At 72.0% G+C, this 20,282-nt stretch carries 19 protein-coding genes; all 19 read right to left on the bottom strand.

What is annotated here, in order from left to right; translation table 11 throughout:
• Positions 1-18: 18 nt before the first annotated feature.
• The 19 genes from ACFY2A_RS13760 to ACFY2A_RS13670 all read right to left on the bottom strand — a co-directional run bounded on the left by ACFY2A_RS13760 (position 19) and on the right by ACFY2A_RS13670 (position 20,282).
• On the bottom strand, positions 19-1,056 hold the full coding sequence (locus ACFY2A_RS13760) for a hypothetical protein (RefSeq protein ID WP_387171504.1): 1,038 nt from the start codon (positions 1,054-1,056) through the stop codon (positions 19-21).
• 41 nt (positions 1,057-1,097) lie between these two features.
• On the bottom strand, positions 1,098-2,042 hold the full coding sequence (locus tag ACFY2A_RS13755) for an RluA family pseudouridine synthase (protein ID WP_363924432.1): 945 nt from the start codon (positions 2,040-2,042) through the stop codon (positions 1,098-1,100).
• Entirely contained in the window at positions 2,039-2,719 is a 681-nt protein-coding gene (gene lspA, locus ACFY2A_RS13750) for a signal peptidase II (protein ID WP_387171502.1), read from the bottom strand. The genes ACFY2A_RS13755 and lspA overlap by 4 nt, the downstream gene beginning before the upstream one ends.
• Before the next feature lie 67 nt (positions 2,720-2,786).
• Positions 2,787-3,206 carry a TraR/DksA C4-type zinc finger protein gene (locus tag ACFY2A_RS13745; protein ID WP_164449180.1) on the bottom strand — a complete coding sequence of 140 codons (420 nt, stop codon included), beginning with the start codon at positions 3,204-3,206 and terminating at the stop codon, positions 2,787-2,789.
• 230 nt (positions 3,207-3,436) lie between these two features.
• On the bottom strand, positions 3,437-3,742 hold the full coding sequence (locus ACFY2A_RS13740) for a DUF167 domain-containing protein (protein WP_363924434.1): 306 nt from the start codon (positions 3,740-3,742) through the stop codon (positions 3,437-3,439).
• 10 nt (positions 3,743-3,752) lie between these two features.
• Positions 3,753-4,325, bottom strand: a complete 573-nt coding sequence (locus ACFY2A_RS13735) for a hypothetical protein (RefSeq protein WP_387171499.1) — start codon at positions 4,323-4,325, stop codon at positions 3,753-3,755.
• A gap of 74 nt (positions 4,326-4,399) precedes the next feature.
• Positions 4,400-5,203, bottom strand: coding sequence for a DivIVA domain-containing protein (locus ACFY2A_RS13730; RefSeq protein ID WP_093401139.1), 804 nt, complete (start codon positions 5,201-5,203; stop codon positions 4,400-4,402).
• A gap of 44 nt (positions 5,204-5,247) precedes the next feature.
• A complete protein-coding gene (locus ACFY2A_RS13725) occupies positions 5,248-5,553 on the bottom strand; it encodes a YggT family protein (RefSeq protein WP_309223421.1) in 306 nt (101 codons plus the stop codon).
• 29 nt (positions 5,554-5,582) lie between these two features.
• Positions 5,583-6,278, bottom strand: coding sequence for a cell division protein SepF (locus ACFY2A_RS13720; RefSeq protein ID WP_363924437.1), 696 nt, complete (start codon positions 6,276-6,278; stop codon positions 5,583-5,585).
• A 193-nt stretch (positions 6,279-6,471) separates the two neighbouring features.
• Positions 6,472-7,221 carry a YggS family pyridoxal phosphate-dependent enzyme gene (locus tag ACFY2A_RS13715; protein ID WP_387171496.1) on the bottom strand — a complete coding sequence of 250 codons (750 nt, stop codon included), beginning with the start codon at positions 7,219-7,221 and terminating at the stop codon, positions 6,472-6,474.
• A 9-nt stretch (positions 7,222-7,230) separates the two neighbouring features.
• Positions 7,231-8,346: a cell division protein FtsZ gene (gene ftsZ / locus ACFY2A_RS13710; RefSeq protein ID WP_363924439.1), complete on the bottom strand. Its 1,116-nt coding sequence runs from the start codon at positions 8,344-8,346 to the stop codon at positions 7,231-7,233.
• A gap of 240 nt (positions 8,347-8,586) precedes the next feature.
• Positions 8,587-9,366: a cell division protein FtsQ/DivIB gene (locus tag ACFY2A_RS13705; RefSeq protein WP_387171754.1), complete on the bottom strand. Its 780-nt coding sequence runs from the start codon at positions 9,364-9,366 to the stop codon at positions 8,587-8,589.
• Positions 9,367-9,398: 32 nt separating this feature from the next.
• Positions 9,399-10,931, bottom strand: a complete 1,533-nt coding sequence (gene murC, locus ACFY2A_RS13700; RefSeq protein ID WP_387171494.1) for a UDP-N-acetylmuramate--L-alanine ligase — start codon at positions 10,929-10,931, stop codon at positions 9,399-9,401.
• Between the two features lie 14 nt (positions 10,932-10,945).
• The gene (gene murG, locus ACFY2A_RS13695) at positions 10,946-12,052 is read right to left on the bottom strand and encodes an undecaprenyldiphospho-muramoylpentapeptide beta-N-acetylglucosaminyltransferase (RefSeq protein WP_093401146.1); all 1,107 of its coding nucleotides are present in this window, start codon (positions 12,050-12,052) and stop codon (positions 10,946-10,948) included.
• Complete coding sequence (locus ACFY2A_RS13690; protein ID WP_387171752.1) at positions 12,052-13,461, bottom strand: FtsW/RodA/SpoVE family cell cycle protein; 1,410 nt, start codon at positions 13,459-13,461, stop codon at positions 12,052-12,054. The genes murG and ACFY2A_RS13690 overlap by 1 nt, the downstream gene beginning before the upstream one ends.
• 429 nt (positions 13,462-13,890) lie before the next feature.
• On the bottom strand, positions 13,891-15,024 hold the full coding sequence (gene mraY / locus ACFY2A_RS13685; RefSeq protein WP_309223422.1) for a phospho-N-acetylmuramoyl-pentapeptide-transferase: 1,134 nt from the start codon (positions 15,022-15,024) through the stop codon (positions 13,891-13,893).
• Entirely contained in the window at positions 15,021-16,448 is a 1,428-nt protein-coding gene (gene murF / locus ACFY2A_RS13680; protein ID WP_387171491.1) for a UDP-N-acetylmuramoyl-tripeptide--D-alanyl-D-alanine ligase, read from the bottom strand. The genes mraY and murF overlap by 4 nt, the downstream gene beginning before the upstream one ends.
• Complete coding sequence (locus ACFY2A_RS13675; RefSeq protein ID WP_387171489.1) at positions 16,445-18,001, bottom strand: UDP-N-acetylmuramoyl-L-alanyl-D-glutamate--2,6-diaminopimelate ligase; 1,557 nt, start codon at positions 17,999-18,001, stop codon at positions 16,445-16,447. The genes murF and ACFY2A_RS13675 overlap by 4 nt, the downstream gene beginning before the upstream one ends.
• A 46-nt stretch (positions 18,002-18,047) precedes the next feature.
• Positions 18,048-20,282 carry a peptidoglycan D,D-transpeptidase FtsI family protein gene (locus ACFY2A_RS13670; protein WP_387171487.1) on the bottom strand — a complete coding sequence of 745 codons (2,235 nt, stop codon included), beginning with the start codon at positions 20,280-20,282 and terminating at the stop codon, positions 18,048-18,050.

Genomic DNA, 20,282 nt, shown 5'->3' with positions numbered 1-20,282 from the left:
CGGGTGTGTCGACAACCGTCAAGGTGTGGGCTCTGGATCATCCTCGTCGACGGTGTCTGCCGAGGTGGACGGCGTCCAGGTCGAAGCCGAAGGTGCGGGCGAAGGCACCGACGGAGACGGTGACGGATCCGTCACCTCCGGCGGTGTCAGCGAGCGGTCCGCCACGGTCGGCTCCGGTGCGGGCGGGCTGTCGGTGACGGGCGCGGTGGCACTGGCGGTGGCGGTCGCACTCGCTGTCGGTTCCGGTGTGGCCGTCCGGTCGACCGGCGGCCGGACGACATCCCGCTGCTCGGGCAGCGGCGGGGTGAAGACGGTCCGCTCCAACCGCCGGACCTCCGGAGCGGGATCCACCACCCGCACCCCGGACCGGGCCGCGACGCCGCGTAGCTTCGCCGGTTCGGCGCGTACCACCAGGGCGTAGAGGCAGGCGCACTCGGCCCGGAACGCGGCCGCCTCCGCCGCCGCGACCTGGGCGCCGCTGAGGTACAGGCCGCGCAGTTCGCGTTCCTCCGGTCCACCACCGCCCAGCGCGGTGGCCCGGGCCCGATAGTCGGCGGCCTCCCGCTCCTTGCGCTCGGCGAGCTTGATCATTCCGGCCGTCACGTCCTCCGGCACCCGCTGGGTCGGAATACGGACGATCTCGGTCTGCCGATCCGGCAGCGGCACCCGTCCGAACACCACCGCAACCCCCACGTCACCGACCACTGCGGCGAGCCGGGCCGGGGTGAGGTACTCGGTGAGCGAGACCAGGGCGTACGTGCCGTCGCCGAGCGAGCCGGCCAACGCGGCCAGGTCGGCCGCGGCGGTCGCCTCGTAACGGGGGATGGAGTCGCCCTCGACCACGCCCACCCGGGTCACCTCGCCGACCGTGCGGTCCTGCACGGGCGGGCCACCGGTGGCGAGGACGGCCGTGGCCAGCACCGTGGTGCACGACAGCATCGCCACCCACCCGAGCAGCGGCGTGCGGCTCGGACCGTGGCCCAGCCGAGTCACCGTGGCCGCGAGGCGAGGCAGCAGTCGCTGGTCCAACTTCCGCAGCAGATCGCCGGCGCGCACGGGCGGTCCCCTCGTCGGTCGGTCGGAACGGGTGGGACGCGTCAGTCGCGGAGGATGTCCAACGCGCGTCCCAGATCGTCAGGGTAGTCGCTGACGAAGCGGACCTCGTCCCCCGTACGGGGGTGCTCGAAGCTCAACTCTCTGGCGTGCAACCACTGCCGGTCCAGTCCGAGCCGGGCGGCGAGTGTCGGATCGGCTCCGTACGTGAGGTCACCGACGCACGGATGCCGCAGCGTCGAGAAGTGCACCCGGATCTGGTGCGTACGGCCGGTTTCCAGCCGAACGTCGACCAGGCTCGCGGACGGAAACGCCTCGATGGTGTCGTAGTGGGTGATGCTCGGTTTACCGTCGGAGACCACCGCCCAGCGGTAGTCGTGGTGCGGATGCCTGTCGATCGGGGCGTCGATGGTGCCCCGCAACGGGTCCAGGTGCCCCTGCACCACCGCGTGGTAGCGCTTCTCCACCTCCCGATACTTGAAGGCCCGCTTCAGGACGCTGTACGCCTGCTCGCTCTTGGCCACCACCATGACGCCGGTGGTGCCGACGTCGAGGCGGTGCACGACGCCCTGACGCTCGGCGGCGCCGCTGGTGGCGATCGTGTGCCCGATCGCGGCAAGCCCGCCGATCACGGTCGGTCCGGTCCAGCCGGGACTGGGATGCGCCGCCACGCCGACCGGTTTGTCCACCACCACGATGTCGTCGTCGGCGTACACCACGCGCAGGCCGGGCACCGCCTGGGGCACCACCACCGGCGCCGTGGCCGGCGCGGGCAGCGTCACCTCCAGCCAGGAACCCGCCCGCACCTTGTGCGAGTTGGCACGTACCGCACCGTCAACAAGTACCTCACCGGCGTCGACGAGCGCGGCGGCGGCGGTACGGGACAGGCCGAACAGCCTGGCGACGGCCTGGTCCAGCCGCATTCCGTCGAGTCCGTCGGGTACCGGCAGGCTCCGCTGGTCGCCGCCGGCGGCGAAGATGGCCGTCACGCCAGATCCCGCCGTCCGCCGTCGGTGTCGCCCAGGTCGCCTGCCCTGGCGGGCTGTCGGTCTGCCGTGCCGTCCGGGGCCGGTGTGTCCTCCCGGCCGGTGTCACCCCGCCGGTCGTCGGGCAGCGCCCGGGTGCCGTCGCGCTGGCGTCCGGTGAACTCCAGCCCGACGGCGAGCAGCACACCGCAGACCAGCGCGCTGTCGGCGACATTGAAGATCGGGAAGACCCGACCGTACGGGTCGAAGACGCTGAACATGTCGACCACGTGCCCGACGAACCAGCCCGGTGCCCGGAAGATCCGATCGATCAGATTGCCGACAACGCCACCGACCACCAGGCCCAGCGCGATCGCCCACGGCACCGAGCGCAACGTCCGCGCCATCCAGGCGATCCAGCCCAGCACCCCGATCGCGATGATCGGGAAAATGAATGTGTAGTCCTTGCCCAGACTCCACGCGGCCCCGCTGTTGCGGGTCAGCGACAGGTAGAGAGCCCCACCCAGCAGTCGCACCGGCTCGCGGTCGCCGAGTTCCTGGAGGGACAGGTGCTTGGTCAACAGGTCGACGGCCAGCGCGAACACCGCGAGCGAGAGGAGGATCGTGACGGATCGGCGCCGCGATCTCGTGGCGGTGCCCGACCCGGTGGTGCCGGATCCAGCGGGCGGTGCTGCGCTCATCTGCTCCCCATCGACTATCGCGGCGGTACGGTCGCACCGCTGCGCATGGACGCCGGGGAGCGTGCCGTCAGCGCCGCTCCTCCAGCTGCTTGCAGGTCACGCAGAGGGTGGCCGACGGGAACGCGGCCAGCCGCTCCACCGGGATGGGGTTGCCGCATCGCTCGCACCAGCCGTAGCCACCCTCATCGAGGCGCTCCAGAGCGCGCTCGACCTGCGTGATCCGTTCCAGGATGCTGTTGGCGAGGGAGATCTCCTGCTCCCGCTCGAACGTCTTGGTGCCGGTGTCGGCCTGGTCGTCCCCGGCCGAGTCGGTGAGGCGGTCGCGCTGCAGCTCGGTGATCTCGCTCAGCGTCTGATCGTACTCGGCTCGCAGTTCCTCGTGCCGGGCCGCCAACGCGGCCCGGATCTTCTCGGTCTCCGCGGCGCTGCGGGTGGACTTCGCCGCAGGCTTGCGGCCTGCGGTCCTGGTGTCGGCTGGCTTGGCCATCGTCGCTCCCTCGGCCACGGAGCCGCGGTGAGCCCGCGACGCCTCGACAGGGGCCGCCGCATCGGCCGCCCCAGGTACAAAACGGGCGCGCGGCCACGGGGCCGCGCACTCCGGAGGTTGGCAAGGATACGGAACGTAAAGGCGTCCGACAACGTGCCGCACCGCAACGCCCGTTCCACCCCGGTTACTGCCATTTCAGGGCAAAGGGAACGCTAGCAGATGACCGCCACTCAGCCGGCCGGTTCCACGCCGTCCCGCAACCGGCTCAACCGGCCGGCCAGATCCGGCCCGGACGGGGTGACCAGGAAAAGCTTGTCTCTGCTCGCCGCGCCGGTGCGCAGCGACACGGTGGCCGGCCGAACGCCGAGCGCGGCGGCCAGCGCGCGACGGGCAGCCTCGGTGGCCCGACCGTCGGCCGCCGGAGGGTGCACCGCGATGACGAGAGCGGGCCCGTGCGGACCGTCGAACCGGCCGCCCACGCGGGCCCGGGAGGCGCCCGGTTTCACCCGTACGGCGACGATGAGCGCGTCGTCCATCGGGGCCAAGTCAGCGGCGCTCGGTTTCCGCCAGCAACACCGTGTCCGGCGTGCAGTGGGCACAGGGGGTAAAGCCGAGTTCGACCGCCTCGGCGACGGGCAGCGGTTCGTGCTCCCGGCCGACCAGGTGCGGGCACTCGTCGAGGTGGTACCGCGGCCGACCGTCGACGACCCGCACCTCGTCCGCTAGGCGGGCCACCCGGGCGGCCTGCTCCGCCGTAATCTCCTCGGTCGCCGGCTCGTCGTCGTACCCGTCGGCGACGCCCGACCGCTCGCGCGGCCCGGTCACCGGCGAGCCGGGTGGTTGCCGCCACCCGGCATCGCCGGTGTCCACGGTTGCCGAGGTCTGCTGGGTCGGAATGCCCGACCCACGCCCGTCGCCGTCGCGACCGCCGTGGCCAGCCGGAGCACCGTTGGGAGCCGAGGCCCGGCCAGCCGCCTGGCGGGCGCCCGCCACCAGTGCCACGGCGGCCAGCAAGCTGGCCCCGATCGAGACGACCAGCAGTGGGCTGGAGCCACCGGCCAGGCCGAAGACCAGCAGCACCACAGCGACGAGAATGAGCGCGAGACTGATGACTATCATGGCTCACCCTCGCCGTGTCGTACCGATGAGGCAGGGCGGGTGATCGCCGCGCTGGCGGCAGTCACCAACCCGGTTCAGCGACCGGCCTCAAGCGCGCCGGAGCGGCCCCCGCCGTAGGACCCGGCGAGACCCGCAGCGGCGAGCCCGTTGCCGGCGGCCCGGGCGCCCTCGCCGCGGGTCATCTCGGCCTCCAGGCCCTGGCCACGGCCGTCGAGGTCACGCAGCTGGCTCTCCAGGTACGCCTTGAGCCGGGTGCGGTACTCCCGCTCGAACTGCTTGAGCTCCTCGATGTGCTTCTGCAACGCGGTGCGCTTGGCGTCCAGGCCGCCCATGGCCTCCTGGTGCCGCTGCCGGGCGTCGCGCTCCAGCGCGTCAGCCTTGGCGCGGGCCTCGCGGGTGACCTCCTCGGCCTTGGAACGGGCCTCGGAGAGCAGCTGGTCGGCCTCGCGGCGAGCGTCGGAGACGTGGTCGTCGGCGGTGCGCTGGGCCATCATGAGCACGCGCAGCGCCTGCTGCTCGCCGTCCGGGCCGGCCACGGCGCCACCGACACCGACGGAGCGGACCTGCTCCAGCTCGGCCTGCATGGCGCGGGCGGCCTGCTCGGCGGCGGCCTTGTCGCGCTGCACCCGGTCGAGCTGGGCCTTGACGTCGTTCAGCTCGGCCGCCAGGCGGGCGTCGCCGCCGGGGCCGGCCGGGGCACCGCCCCGCCCACCGCGCTCCACCTGGGCGCGCAGTTCGTTGTTCTCCTCGATCAGACGGGCGAGTTCGCGCTCGACCTCGTCCAGGAAGGCGTCGACCTCCTCCTCGTCGTAGCCCCGCTTGCCGATCGGCGGCTTCTTGAAGGCGACGTTATGGACGTCGGCCGGGGTCAGCGGCATCGAAACTCCTCGGGTCAGTTGCGGCCGCGATAGCGCGTCGGTCATCAGGCGGTCCTGATGATCGCCGGCTCTAACACAAACCTCATCAGCACGAACAGGATAACCAGGAGCACAAGGGAGGCCAGGTCGATGCTCACGGTACCAATTCGCAGCGGAGGGATCACACGCCTCAACGCCCGGAGCGGGGGATCAGTGACGCTCCACACGGATTCCAGTCCGGCTGACGCTCCCCGACCAGGCTGCCAGCGTCGGCCGTACTGCAACACCGCGCTGAGTACGAAACGGGCCAAAAGAACGATCAGGAAGATGTACGTGGTCAGGTAGAGAACCTGTAACAAGATCGACAACACGGCAGGCGACGTCCCTCGGGTCGGGCGGGTCAACTCAGGCTGAAGAACCCGCCCTCAGCGATCTTGGCCTTGTCCTCCGCGGTGACCTGGACATTGGCCGGTGAGAGCAGGAACACCCGGTTGGTCACGCGCTCGATCGTACCGCGCAGCCCGAAGGCCAGCCCGGCGGCGAAGTCCACCAGACGGCGGGCATCCGCCTCGTCCATCTCGGTGAGGTTGATGATCACCGGCACCCCGTCGCGGAAGTGCTCGCCGATCGTGCGCGCCTCGCGGTAGGTGGTCGGGTGCAGCGTGGTGATCTGGTAGCGCTGCTCCTCCTCCGGCACCAGCGCGCGCTCACGCTGCTGCACCTGCGGCGCCAGGGCGAGATTGTCCCGGGTGTGGTACGTCAGCGCGCCGGACGGCTCGCCGGTGGACCGGGTGATCGACCGGACACTGGCCCGCTCGGACCGCTCGGACCGCTCCGGACGCTCGGACTCCAGCCGCTCGGCCTCGCCCAACCGGCCCGACCGCTCGCTCAGACGCCCACGGTCACCCAGCCGTGGCCGGGGCGCCGGCGGCTCCTCCGGCTCCTCCTCCTCGTCGGCGAACTCCTCGGCGTACCGGCTCTGCCGGTAGCGCGACTCCCGGTAGCCACCCTTGTCGTAGCCACCGTCGTCGTAGGCCCGCTCGTCGTCCTCTTCGACCAGTCCGAGCCAGACCCCCGCCTTGCGCAGTGCACCCATCCCCGCGCCCTTCCCGTCCGCCGTGCGGCACACGCCCCCGCCGTGTCGCCTGTCGCGAGTGGACCATTCCTGCCCACCGGACAGGAACGGCAATCCCCCGACGCGCAATTCGCGTTGCACGTCACGCCCCCCGTCGCCGGGAAGGCCGTTCCCACAAACAACACTGATGTAATTTGCTTCCCTCGCGGCCAGGCTACCGCAGCGTGGGACGCATTCCGAGCAACGCGCTGCCGACGCGGACATGTGTCGCGCCGTAACCGATCGCCGCCTCCAGGTCGCCACTCATGCCGGCGGACAGCTCCGTGGCCTGCGGATGGTCCGCCCGCACCAGCGCCGCGACGGTTGCCAGCCGGGCGAAGGCACGCTCCGGCTCCCAGCCCAGCGGCGCCACCGCCATCAGGCCGGCCAGCCGCAGCCCACCGGCGGCGGCGACCGCCTCGGTGACCGCGCCGAGGCCGACGTCCGGATCGGCCGAGTCCGGCACCGCACCGCCCCGCGCCGTATCACCGTCGACGCTGACCTGCACCAGCACGTCCAACGGCCGGTCCCGGCCGATGGCGGTGACGCCGGCGTCCAACGCGGACGCCAAACGGACGCTGTCGACGGACTGCACCACGTCCGCGTACCGCAGCACCGACTTGACCTTGTTGCGCTGCAACCGGCCGACGAAATGCCAGCGCGGGGTGACTCCGGCGGCGGCGACCTGCGCCGCCTTGGTCGCCGCCTCCTGGTCGCGGTTCTCCCCCACGTCGGTCACGCCGAGGCCGACCAACGTCACCACATCGGACGCCGGGTAGGTCTTGGTCACCGCGATCATTGTCACTTCCGCCCGGTTCCGGCCCGCGGCGGCGCAGGCGTCGGCGATGCGGGAGCGTACGCGGGCGAGCGCGGCGGCAATCTCCGCGCGCCGGTCGGCTCTCGCCGGGGCTTGGCTGTCGGTCATCGGCGGTGTTCAGGACCCGTTCTTCAGGAAGTCGGGCACGTCCACGTCGTCGAAGAGCACCCGGCGCGGCGACTGCGGCGTGGCCGGGGCAGCAGGCGACGGCAGGATCGGCGTGCTCGGCTGTGCCGGCTGGTTCTGGTTGGTCTTGCGGGCCGGCTCGGCCGCCTTGTACGCCGGTGTGCCGCCGTCGAAGCCCGCCGCGATCACGGTGACCCGCACCTCGTCGCCGAGCGCGTCGTCGATGACCGCACCGAAGATGATGTTCGCGTCCGGGTGGGCCGCGTCGGTGACCAGCTGGGCCGCGTCGTTGATCTCGAACAGGCCGAGATCGGAACCACCGGCGATGGAGAGCAGCACGCCACGGGCACCGTCCATGCTCTGCTCCAGCAACGGGCTGGAGATGGCGGCCTCGGCGGCCTCGACCGCGCGGTTCTCACCCCGGGCGCTACCGATGCCCATCAGCGCGCTGCCCGCGCCGCTCATCACGCTCTTGACGTCCGCGAAGTCGAGGTTGATCAGACCCGGCGTGGTGATCAGGTCGGTGATGCCCTGCACACCGGAGAGCAGCACCTGGTCGGCCGTCCGGAACGCGTCCATCATGCTGATGTTGCGATCACCGAGAGCCAGCAGCCGGTCGTTGGGAATGACGATCAGGGTGTCGCACTGGTTGCGCAGCTCGTCGATGCCGGCCTCGGCCTGCACCTGGCGGCGCTTACCCTCGAAGGAGAACGGACGGGTGACCACACCGATGGTCAGCGCGCCGAGCTTCCGGGCGATGTTCGCCACCACGGGCGCGCCGCCGGTGCCGGTACCACCACCCTCACCGCAGGTCACGAAGACCATGTCGGCCCCCTTGAGGACCTCCTCGATCTCGTCGCGATGGTCCTCGGCGGCATTCTTGCCGACGTCCGGGTTGGCGCCGGCGCCCAGCCCCCGGGTCAGTTCGCGGCCGACGTCGAGCTTGACGTCGGCGTCGCTCATCAGCAGCGCCTGCGCGTCCGTGTTGATCGCGATGAACTCGACGCCCTTGAGCCCAACCTCGATCATCCGGTTGACGGCGTTGACGCCGCCACCCCCGATGCCGACGACCTTGATGACCGCCAGGTAGTTGTGCGGAGGTGTCATCTCCGGTCCTTTCCTTCGAGATCGGCTACTCCCCGACCGGCTACGGCCTGGCCGGACCGACGGTCGACGCAGTTACCACCACCGAGGTCGAGAGGTAAACCCTGACCCTCTACTAGAGGGTTAGAGTTATGTCAACCACTGATCCTCTTCGGGGCAACGTAAGCGCAGCCGAGCGATGAGCCAAGGACCGCTCCGGCGTGTCGCCGGTGTAGCGAGACGGCTCACCCACTGACCGGCCGCTCACCGGAAGGTGACCACGTCCGGCGCGCTCACGTCGATCCGGGCCGCGTCCTGGTCAAGCAGCGCGGTGGCCACCCGCGCCTTGTCCGCGCCACGGGTCGCGTCGCCCCAGAACACCGTACGGTCGTCCTGCAACCTCAGGCTGATCCGGGCCAACCCCTCGACGCTGATCTCGACCAGCTGGTCGAGCAGCTCCGGGGTGAGCACACCGAGCACCTCCAGACCCGCCCGGGTGTCCGGATCGTCCGGACCGGGCGTGGCCAGCCGCACCAACGGCAGGCCGTCCGGGCGCTGCGGCACCGTCCGGAAAACCACACCGGCGGCGTCGAGCACCGCGAACTGCTCCCCGCGCGGCACCACCGCCGCCCCCGTGCGCTCGGTCAGCCGTACCACCAACGCGTCCGGCCAGTCCCGGGTGACGGTGACCCGCTCCACCGGCGGCAGGGCACCGATCCGGCCGGCCAGCGCGGCCAGGTCCACCCGGGCCAGCGGGGCACCGTCCGGCACGTCCGCTGCGTCCCGCACCTGCACCGCCGTCACCAGTTCGGCACCCTCCACCCGCACCTCGCGTACCCCGAACAGGCCGGTGCCCAGCAACGTCCACGCCACCAGCCCGGCCACCGCGACCACGCCACCGGCCACCGCCCAGGGCAACGCCGCACGCATCCGACGGCGCCGGGCCCGGGCCATGAACCGCCGGGTGGAGGCGGGTACCGCATCGCTGCCGGCGCGTACCAGCTGCCACCGGCGGACCGGGCGACGCCCCGCACCGCCGTCCACACCGGTGCCGCGACCGCGGGCCGGACCGGGACTCATTCGGCGACGGGCGCCGCGCCGTCCACGCCGACGGCTCCGGGCACACTGCCCCCGATGCTCGTCGACCCGCCGGCCGAGCCACCGGCGACGGTGCCGGTCAGCGCCGACGCACCGGCGGTACGCGCCGCCAACGCGGCCAGCAGCTCGTCGCCCATCAGCGAGATCGGCGGTGCCCCCATCGTCACCACCACGTCACCGGAGCGGGCCCGGCGGGCCACCTCGGCCGGCGCCGCCTCCCAGGTGTCGACGAAGACCTTCCGCTCCGCCGGCAGCGACACCGCCTCGACCAGCGCCGTCGAGCCCTCACCGGGAGCGCGCTGCTCGCCCGGCCCGAAGACCTCCAGCAGCACCAGCTCGTCGGCGATAGCCAGCGCCTCAGCGATCTCCGCCTGCAACTCCCGGGTGCGGTAGAGCCGGTAGGGCTGGAAAACGACGATCAGTCGGCCGTCACCGGCCACCTCGCGCAACGTCCGCAGGGCCAGCGTCATCGAGGTCGGGTGGTAGGCGTACTCGTCGTAGACCAGCACCCCGTCGACCTCACCCTTGCGCTCGAAGCGTCGGCGCACCCCGGGGAAGGCCGCGAGCGCGGCCTCCGCCGCCGGCAGCGGCAACTCCAGCAGGTACGCGGCCAGTACCGCCGAGGCACTGTTGAGCCCCATGTGCCGGCCCGGCACCGGCAGCCGGAACTCGCCAAGCGAACGACCGTCGATGTGGGCGAGGTAGCGGGCCCCCCGCGCCGAGGAGACGATGTCGGTCAGCCGCAGGTCGGCGTCCTCGGCCTCCCCGTACGTGTACACCCGACGACCCTCGGCGCGCAGTGTCGCCGCCAGCCGCCGGCCACCCGCATCGTCGGCGCAGGTGATGACGAAACCGTCCGGGTCGGTGAGCCGGGCGAACTCGGCGAAGGTGGCCTCCAGGTTGGCCAGGTCGCCGTAGGTGTTCAGGTGGTCGGCCTCGATGTTCGTGACGATCGAGACGAACGGACGGTAGATGAGGAAGGAGCGGTCGCTCTCGTCGGCCTCGACCACGAAGTACTCGCCGGTGCCGTGGTGCGCCCCCGAACCGACCTCGGAGATCTCCCCACCGATCACGAAGGACGGGTCGGCTCCGGCCTGCTGCAGCACCATGGTGACCATCGAGGTGGTGGTGGTCTTGCCATGGGTTCCGGCGACGGCCACGGTACGGCGACCGGTCATCGCGGCCGCGAGGGCCTCCGAGCGGTGCAGCACCCGCAGCCCGCGTCGGCGCGCCTCGACCATCTCCAGATGATCGGCGGGGATCGCCGAGGAGTACACGACCGTGTCCACCCCGTCGAGGTTGGCCGTCTCGTGGGTCATGTGGATCGTCCCGCCGAGCGCCCGCAGGCCAGCCAGCGACGGCCACTCGCGCAGTTCGCTACCGGAGACCGGCAGGCCCCGGGTCAGGAAGAGCCGGGCCAGCCCGCTCATGCCGACGCCGCCCACGCCGATCAGGTGAATGTGGCCGAGATCCTCGGCGGTCAGCGTCCCCGCCGGGCTGAACGTGGTCATCTCACTCCTCGCGCTCACCGGGTCACCGCCTCGTAGACGAAGTTGAGCAGCGCCTCGTCGCCGTCGCGCCGCCCGTAGGCCGCCGCGGCGGTACCCATCGCGTGCAGCCGCTGCGGGTCGCGGATCAGCGGGATCACCGTACGTTCGAGCCAGTCCGGAGTCACCTCGGCGTCGTCGACGAGCAGGCCGCCACCGGCCTCGACCACCGGCAGCGCGTTGCGCTTCTGCTCCTGGTTGCTGTGCGGGTAGGGCACGTAGATGGTCGGCAGCCCGATCGCGGCGACCTCGGCGCAGGTCATCGCCCCGCCCCGGCCGAGCATCAGGTCCGCCGCCGCGTACCCGGCGTCCATGTCGGACAGGTACGGCAACGTCACGTACGGCACCGGCAGGTCGGTCGGGACCGACACCGGCTCGTTGCGGGCGCCGATCACGTGCAGCACCTGGACGCCGTTGCGGGCCAGTTCCTTGGCCGCACCGGAAACCGCGAGGTTGATCGACCGAGCGCCCTGGGAGCCACCGGCGACGAAGAGCACCGGCAGGTCCGGGCGGAGCCCGAAGTGGGCGCGCGCGGCGTTACGCATCGCCGCCCGGTCCAGCCCGGCGATGCTGCGGCGCAGCGGCACGCCGACCACCCGGGCGTCGCGCAGCGACTCCGCCTGCGCCGGCTGGTGCGGGAAGCCGACCGCGACATGCTTGGTGAACTTCATACCCAACCGGTTGGCAACCCCCGGGGGCACGTTCACCTCGTGGATCACGATGGGCAGTTCCCGCCGCCAGGCGGCCAGGTAGGCCGGCACCGAGACGTATCCGCCGAAGCCGACCACCACGTCGGCGCGTACCTCGTCGATGACCTTGCCCGCCGCGCGGGCCGCGGTCCACATCCGGCCCGGGGTACGGACCAGGTTCATGTTGATCGACCGGGGCAACTGGTAGGCGGGAATGTTCCGCAGGTCGTACCCGGCCGGTGGAATCAGCTCGTTCTCCAGGCCCTTCGGTGTGCCGAGGCAGGTGATCCGGACGCCGGGGTCGTGCCGGCGCAGGCAGTCGGCGAAGGCGAGCAACGGGTAGATGTGCCCCCCGGTGCCACCTCCTGCGAGCACCACCGAACGCAGCGGACCCATCAACGTCTCCTCTCGCTCGCCGTCCCGCCGCGACCCCGGGCAGCCCGGGTGCCACGCGGTGTGGCCTGGTCGTCCGTGCGCCGCTTACGTGCCTGAGGCACGGAACCCCGGGCGGTCGACGGCGGCGCCGAGCGGCGCCGCCGGCCGGGAAGCGGCGGCAACGGTGCCCACACTAGTCGGACCCACCGGGCCGGCGGACGGGCATGCAGGGCCCGGGCCGCATCGGGTTCGGCGCGGGCGAACGAGGCCAGCATGCCGACCGCCGCGAGGGTGACCACCAGGGCGCTGCCGCCGTCGGAGATGAAGGGCAGCGGTACGCCGGTAAGCGGCAGCAGCCCGATCACCCCGCCGATGTTGATGAACGCCTGCCCGACCAGCCAGGCGGTGGCGCCAGCGGCGGCCAGCCGGCGGAACGGGTCGTCGACCCGGCGGGCGATGCGCAGGCCGGTGTAGCCGAGCACGGCGAAGAGGGTGACGATCACGGCACAGCCGACCACCCCCAGTTCCTCGGCGATCACCGCGAAGATGAAGTCGTTCTCGGCTGCCGGCAGCCAGGCCCATTTGGTCCGCCCCTGGCCCAGCCCGGTGCCGAACCAGCCGCCGTTGGCGATGGCGTAGCGGGCCTGGACCATCTGGTAGCAGAGTTCTTCCTTGCAGGCGTCCAACGGCGGCGGGCTGAAGAACATGGTGAGCCGGGCCAGGCGGTAGTTATCCTCACCCCGTACGCCGGAACCGGCGCCGAGGGAGGCCACCGCGACCAGCAGGCCGATGCCGAGCAGCCCGATCGTGCTGAGCGCGGCGAAGACCCGCAGCCGCACCCCGGCCGCCCAGAGCAACCCCACCACCAGGGCCAGCAGGCAGAGCATGCTGCCCAGGTCGTTGTAGCCGACCAAAACGAAGAGCAGCCCCACCACCGGGAACAACGGCGTGGCCAACTCCCGCCACCAGCCCAGCGCCGCGCCCTTGCGGGCGAGCACGTGCGCACCCCACAGCACCAGCGCGAACTTCGCCAGCTCCGAGGGTTGCAGGCTGATCTCGCCGACGTACAGCCAGAGCATCTCGGCCTCCAGCGGGCCGATCTTCGGGTCGCCGTCGGTCAGCCGCCCGTACGCCACCAGCAGGTTCAGCACGATCAGCAGGCCCACCGCGACCGCCAGGGTCGGCCGGCCCAGAGCCCGGTAGGTGCTGGCCGGCAGGCGCTGGCAGGCCCAGAACGCCACGATGCCGATCACCGCGAAGATCGCCTGCTTGGTCAGCGACGCCGAGGCGTTGCCGCCCTGGGCGTAGTCCCGCACGCTGGTGGCCGAGAAGACCATGGTCAGCCCGATCAACAGCAGCAGCCCGGCGCTGGCCAGCAGCAGGTGGTAGGAGGCCAGCGGCCGGGACAGCAGGCCCCGCAGCGCGGCCAGCGACCCCACCGCGTCCAGCCCTCGCCACGCGCCACCGTCCGACGCGACGCCGACGGCACCCGCCCCGGCCGAGCGGGTAGCACCGCTGCCCGTACCTGACCCGGGTGGTCGCGGCGGGTCCTCGGTTCGCACCGCACCGCCAGCCGCACCCACCGCTCCGGCAGCCTTCACCGAACTGGCAGCTTTCGCCGCCTCGCCAGCGGACCGTCGGCTGCTCGGCCCCACACCCTTCTCGTCCCGCGCCTCCCCCACAACGCCATCATCGCCGCTGCCGCCATCCGACACCGCCGCTATCGCCCACTCGGCGTGTCGCACTTGCCCCCACCCGGTTGATCATGAAGTTGTTGCCGCGCCACGCCGGACAGAGCGACAACAACTTCATGATCAACGTGGCCGCGCCGTCCGGAGGGACGGCCCGAAGGGGGTGGGTCAGCCCATGTTGGCCAGGAAGTCGCTGTAGAAGAGGCCGAGGGCGATGGCCACGCCGATGCCGGCGATGATCCAGAAGCGGACCACGATGTTGACCTCGCTCCAGCCGGCCAGTTCGAAGTGGTGCTGGAGGGGGGACATCCGGAAGACGCGCTTGCCGGTGGTCTTGAAGGAGATGATCTGGATCACCACCGACATCGTGATGATCACGAACAGGCCACCGATGATCAGCAGGAGCAGGATCGTACGGGTCGACATCGCCATGCCGGCGATCAGGCCACCGAGGCCGAGTGCTCCGGTGTCGCCCATGAAGATCCGGGCCGGCGAGGTGTTCCACCACAGGAAGCCGACGCAGGCCCCGGCCGCCGCCCCGGCGATCAGCGCGATCTCCAGGGGGTCGCGGACGGTGTAGCAGTAGTTGTCCGGATTCGCGGTGTACGCCGGGTCGGCGCACCAGTGGCGGTACTGCCAGAACGCGATCACCGCGTACGCGCCGAGCACCATCACCGAGGCGCCGGTGGCCAGCCCGTCGAGGCCGTCGGTGAGGTTGACGCCGTTGGTCGCCGCCATCACCACGAAGATGAAGATGATCACCGCGCCGATCTTGGTGACGTCCAGCGCCGGGATGTCCCGGATGAAGCTGAGCATGGTGCTGCCGACCGTCTCGGTGTTGGTCACCGCGCCGGTGGCGTCGGTCATGGTGGAGGGGAACCAGAGCGCGACGACCCCGAACACCGCGCCGACCAGGATCTGCCCGAGCAGCTTGCCGCGCGCGCTCAGGCCACCGCTGTGCCGCTTGCGCACCTTCAGGAAGTCGTCGATGAAGCCGACCGCACCGCAGAAGACCATCAGCCCCAGCAGTACCAGCGCCGTGATGGTCGGCTCGACCTGGGCGATCTGCGCGTCGGGCAGCGTGGTCAGGGCGAGGTGACCGGCCACGTACGCGATGACGGTGGCCAGGATGAACACCACGCCGCCCATCGTCGGCGTGCCCTTCTTGCCCTGGTGCATCTGCGGGCCCTCGGCCCGGATGGGTTGTCCGGCCTTGAGCCGGGTGAAGACCCGGATCGCGATCGGGGTGCAGAACAGCGAGACCAGGAAGGCCACCCCGATGGCCACGATGACCGCCCTCACGCGGTGCCACCCCCGGCCGACGCCGACGTACCCGTACCGTCCCCGGCGGCCTCGACGCGCAGCGCGTCGGCCACCTCCCACGTCCGGTACCGGGAGCCCTTCACCAGGACGACGTCGCCCGGCCGTAGCTCGCTGCGCAGCACCTCGACGGCCGCCGCCTGATCGGTGAGCAGCACCGACTCTCCTCCCCAGTCACCTACCGATGTCGCCCCGTGATGGATCGGCGCCGCCGCCTCGCCGACCACGAGCAACCGGTCCACACCCAGCTCGGCCGCGAGCCGGCCCACCTCGGCATGTCCCTGCGCCTCGAACTCGCCCAGCTCGGCCATGTAGCCGAGCACCGCGACGGTACGCCGTCCCGCGCCGATGCCGCCCAGCGCCCGCAGCGCCACCGCCATCGACGCCGGGTTGGCGTTGTACGAGTCGTCGATGACCGTGACCGCGTCGGTGCGCTCGAAGACGTCCATCCGACGGGTGGAAACCAGCCCCAGCGCGCCCAGCGCGGTGGCCAGTTCGGCCAGCGGCATCCCCAGTTCCCGCGCCACGGCCGCGGCGGCCAGGCTGTTCCAGACCTGGTGCCGGCCGGTGAGCCCGAGTCGCACCGGCGCACTGCCCTCCGGCGTGACCAGGGTGTACGCAGGCCGTCCCCGCTCGTCCAGCGTCACGTCCACGGCCCGCACGTCGGCGTGCGCCGACTCGCCGTAGCGGATCACCCGCGCCACCGTCCGGGCGGCCATGGCGTCGACAAGCGGGTCGTCGGCATTCAACACCGCCAGACCGTCGGCCGGCAGCGCCTCGACCAGCTCGCCCTTGGCCAGAGCGATGTTCTCCTGCGACCCGAACTCGCCGATGTGCGACACCCCGACGTTGAGCACCACGGAGATGCGCGGTGGCGCGACCTCGCAGAGGTACCGCACGTGGCCGATGCCCCGGGCGCCCTTCTCCATCACCAGGTAGCGGGTGGTCGGGCCGGCCTGCAACGCCGTGTACGGGTGACCCAGCTCGTTGTTGAACGATCCCGGTGGCGCCACCGTCTCCCCGAGCCGGGCGGTCAACTGGGCGATCAGGTCCTTGGTGGTGGTCTTGCCGGAGGAGCCGGTCAACCCGATGACGGTGAGCCCGGGCAGCCGGTCCACCACCGCACGGGCCAGCCGGCCCATCGCGGCCAGCGGGTCGGTGACGACGATCATCGGCACCCCGGGCACCTCGCGGGTGCCCATGACCGCCACCGCGCCGGACGCCACCGCCGCGGCGGCGAAGTCGTGGCCGTCCACCTTCGCACCGTCGAAGGCGACGAAGAGCCCACCGGAGGTGACCTTGCGGGAGTCGAACTCCACGCTGCCGGTGACCTGCGCGGCGGGATCGGCGGCGACCAGCCGACCGTGGACCGCCGAGGCCACCTCGGCCAGGCTGAGCGTGATCACTGGCCCTCCAGATCCCCGAAGCGGCCACGCAGCGCGTCGGCAAGCTCGGTCCGGTCGTCGAACGGATACACCTCGCCGGCGATCTCCTGGCCCCGCTCGTGCCCCTTGCCGAGCAGGGCCACCACGTCACCCGACGTCGCCAGCCGCACCGCCTCGTCGATCGCCGCCCGGCGGCCACCGACCTCGATGACCTGGGCCGATGCGTTGGCCCGGTACGCACCGGCAAGGACCTCGGCACGGATCGCCGCCGGATCCTCGGTGCGGGGGTTGTCGTCGGTCACCACCACCACGTCGGCACCGGCCGCGGCGGCGGCACCCATCGCCGGCCGCTTCGCCCGGTCCCGGTCACCACCGGCCCCGATGACGCAGATCAGCCGGCCGGTGCTGAGTTCCCGCAGCGCGGCCAACGCGGCCACCACGGCGTCGGTCTTGTGCGCGTAGTCGACCACCCCGCGTACCCCGCCGGCCACACCGACCGACTCCAGCCGGCCCGGCACGCCGCCGCAGGCGGCCACCCCCTCGGCGGCGGTCACCGGGTCGACGCCGGCGGCCACCAGGCTGGCGATGGCCAGCAGGGCGTTGGACACGTTGTGTCGGCCGGGCAACGCCACCCGGGCGGGCAGGGTCAGCCCGTCCGGTCCGTGCGCGGCGAACCGCTGCGCGTACCCCTCGCCGGTCTGGTCGTCGGCCCACCAGGTGGCGGCCGGGTCCCCAACGGCGGAGAAGCTGACCGTGCCGGGCTTGAACAGCGCCTTCAGCGCGGGGTCGTCGTGGTTGAGCACCTCGACGGCGCACCGACCGTCGAACAGTCGGGCCTTGGCGGCGAAGTAGTCCTCGGCGTCGGCGTGGAAGTCCAGGTGGTCGGAGCCGAAGTTGGTCCAGCCACCGACGGTGAACCGCACCCCGCCGACCCGGCCCATCGCCAGGGCGTGGCTGGAGACCTCCATGACCACCGCGGTCACCCCACGCTCGCCGGCCGCGGCGAGCATGGCGTGCAGGTCGGTGGCCTCGGGCGTGGTTCGCACGCTGTCGATCACCAGATCGCCGAGGCGGGTCTCCACGGTGCCGATCAGGCCGGTGGTGTGGCCGGCGGCCCGCAGCCCCGACTCGATCAGGTACGCGGTGGAGGTCTTGCCGGCGGTGCCGGTCACGCCGATCACGGTCAGCCCCGCCGTGGGATCGCCGTAGACGGCCGAGGCGAGCGTGCCGAGCACCGTGCGGGGGTCAGCCACCACCAGGGCCGGCAACCCGCTGTCGGCGGCCCGCTCGGCACCGGCCGGATCGGTAAGCATCGCGACCGCACCGGCGCTCGCCGCGTCGGCGGCGAACTCCGCGCCGTGCCGTCGGGCACCGGGCAGGGCCGCGTACAGATCGCCGGGGCGGACCTCGCCGCTGGCGTGGGTCACCCCGGTCACCATCGGGTCGGCATTGGTCGGGGACGCCACGGCGAGCCGGGCGGCCAGGTCACCGAGCCGGATCCCGGTCACGGAACGGGGACGAGGATTGCCGCGCACGGCGTCAGACCCTACCCGGTCGCTCGGTCCGGGCCGCACGGCGCGCCTGAATCTCCGTCTGATGAAGTCGAACCGCAGGTGGTGGCTACGGGAAGACGGTGAACGTCGGTGCCGGTTCGGTCGACGGCGGCACCCGGTGATGACGCAGGGTGAAGGTCATCATGTCCTGGAAGGCCGGTGCCGAGATCTGGCCGCCACCGCCGCTCGGGCTGTGCACGAAGACCGCGATGACGTAGCGCGGGTCCTCCGCGGGGGCCATCCCGATGAACGAGGCGACCTCACCGGGTTGCTTCTTGCCGTCGACAAGCCGCCAGCCCGTGCCGGTCTTGCCGGCGACCCGGTAACCGGGGACCGCGGCGGCCAGCCCGGTGGCGTCCTCGACCGTGGTGACCGCCTCCATGATCGTACGCAGGGCGGCGGCGTTGTCCGGACTGAGCACCTGCCGGGTCTCCGGCGCCGGTGCGGGGGTCCGTTTCCCGTTCGGCGCGATCGTCTCCTTCAGCAGGTGCGGTTGGATGTATGTGCCGTCGTTGGCGATCGCGGCGTAGGCGGCGGCCATCTGCAACGGGGTGGCGTCCACGCTGTGCCCGATCGGCACCGACCCGTGCGACGACCCGCTCCACTCCTCCACCGGCAGCAGCCGCCCGCTCGCCTCACCGGGCATCCCGACCTCGGTCGCCTTACCCAGGCCGAACCGCCGCTGGTAGTCGAGCAGGCGTTCCGCGCCGAGCTTGTCGGCTATCTGAATGGTGCCGACGTTCGACGAGTACGCCATCATGCCGGCGACGTTCATCCGCCGCCCGTTCGCCTGATGGGTGTCGCGGAACCAGGTGTCGCCCTTGCGGATGGCGTTGGCCACCGGGAACGAGGTGTCCGGGGTGATCACCCCTTCCTGCAGGGCGGCCCCGAACGTGATCGGCTTGTGCACCGAGCCCGGGTCGACGATGAAGCTGGTGGCCGCGTCCTCCCGGTCGGTCGGCTCACTCGGGAAGGGCTTCGCCGCGTTGTAGGTGGGGTGGCTGGCCTGGGCCAGCACCTCACCGGCACGCGCGTCCAGCACCACGGCGGCACCGGTGCTGCCCTGCACCTGCTGCATCTGCTCGCTGAGGATGCGCTGCACCATGAACTGCAGGTCACGGTCGATGGTGAGCACCACCGAACTGCCCGGCTTCGCCTTCGTGGTGCGGCTGTAGCCCCCCGGGATGGGTGCGGCCAGGTCGCCGAGACCGGCCTCGAAGACCCGTTGGCCGTCCTCGCCGTGCAGCACGTCGTCGAAGCGCGCCTCCAGGCCCTCCAGCCCGACCATGTCCGGGCTGGTGAAGCCGATCAGGTTGGCCGCGAGATCCCCGCCGGGCACCTCGCGCCGCTCGTCGCGGTGAGTGGCGATGCCGGGCAGCTTGAGCGCCATGATTTCCTTGGCGCGGTCGATGTCCACCCCTCGGGCCAGGTACTCGAACTGCGAGTCGACGCCGTTGATCCGCTTGCGGGGTTTCATCTTCTCGGCCAGTTCGGAGGCGGGGATACCCAGCAACGGGCTGAGCGCCCGCGCGGTCGCCGCGATGTCGACGACCCGGGTCGGGTCGGCGTAGACGTACCGGGCCTCGACGCTGTGCGCCAGGGCGGCCTCGCCCGAGCGGTCGAAGATGGCGCCCCGCGGCGCGGGCAGCGGCACGGTCGTGATGCGGTCGGCGAGCCCGCCGTCGGCGTACGCCGGGGTGTCGACGGTCTGGAGCACGACCAGCCGCACGCCGACGGCGACGAAGAGGGCCAGGGTCAACGCGGTACCCAGCCGCAGCCGACGCCCCGGGTCGGCCAGCCGGGGCGGCCGGGGACGCTTGCGCGACGGCCGGCGCGGCGGCGTGCGGTCCCCGCGATGCGGCTCCCGGCTGGCCACCCGCCGTCGGGGGGCGGTGAGCGGAGGCTCGTCGCGCGGGGTGCGGTCGGTGACGGTACGGGTCACCGTGGCGCGTGCCGTGCCACCGTCCCGGCGGGCCGCGCCGCCCGGCCGGCCGGCCGCCCGTCCGGCGGTGACGCGGCCACCGTCGAGGACCTGAAGCGCCGGCCGGAACGGATCCTGCGACCGGTTGCTGCGCGGCGTACGCCGCTGCTCCGCGCGTCCGGTGCCGGACGGCGCGCCGCCCTCCCGGATGGAGCGGCCCCGGGGGGTGTAGGCGCGGGCGTCGGAGATTCCGCCGAGGCCCGCCTCCGCGTCCCGCTCCGCCGCCGCGCGGGGCGGCCTCCCCCGCTGCCCGCCGCCACGCGACGAACCGCGCCGGGAGCCTTCGGCGTCCCGGCGCGGTTCATCCGATCTCGGTGGCAC

This window comes from Micromonospora sp. NPDC000442 (genome assembly GCF_042898635.1).
In the GTDB taxonomy this organism is placed as follows: domain Bacteria; phylum Actinomycetota; class Actinomycetes; order Mycobacteriales; family Micromonosporaceae; genus Micromonospora.
The sequence above is the reverse complement of the archived record's forward strand: the minus strand, read 5'-3'. Positions and strand labels throughout refer to the sequence as shown.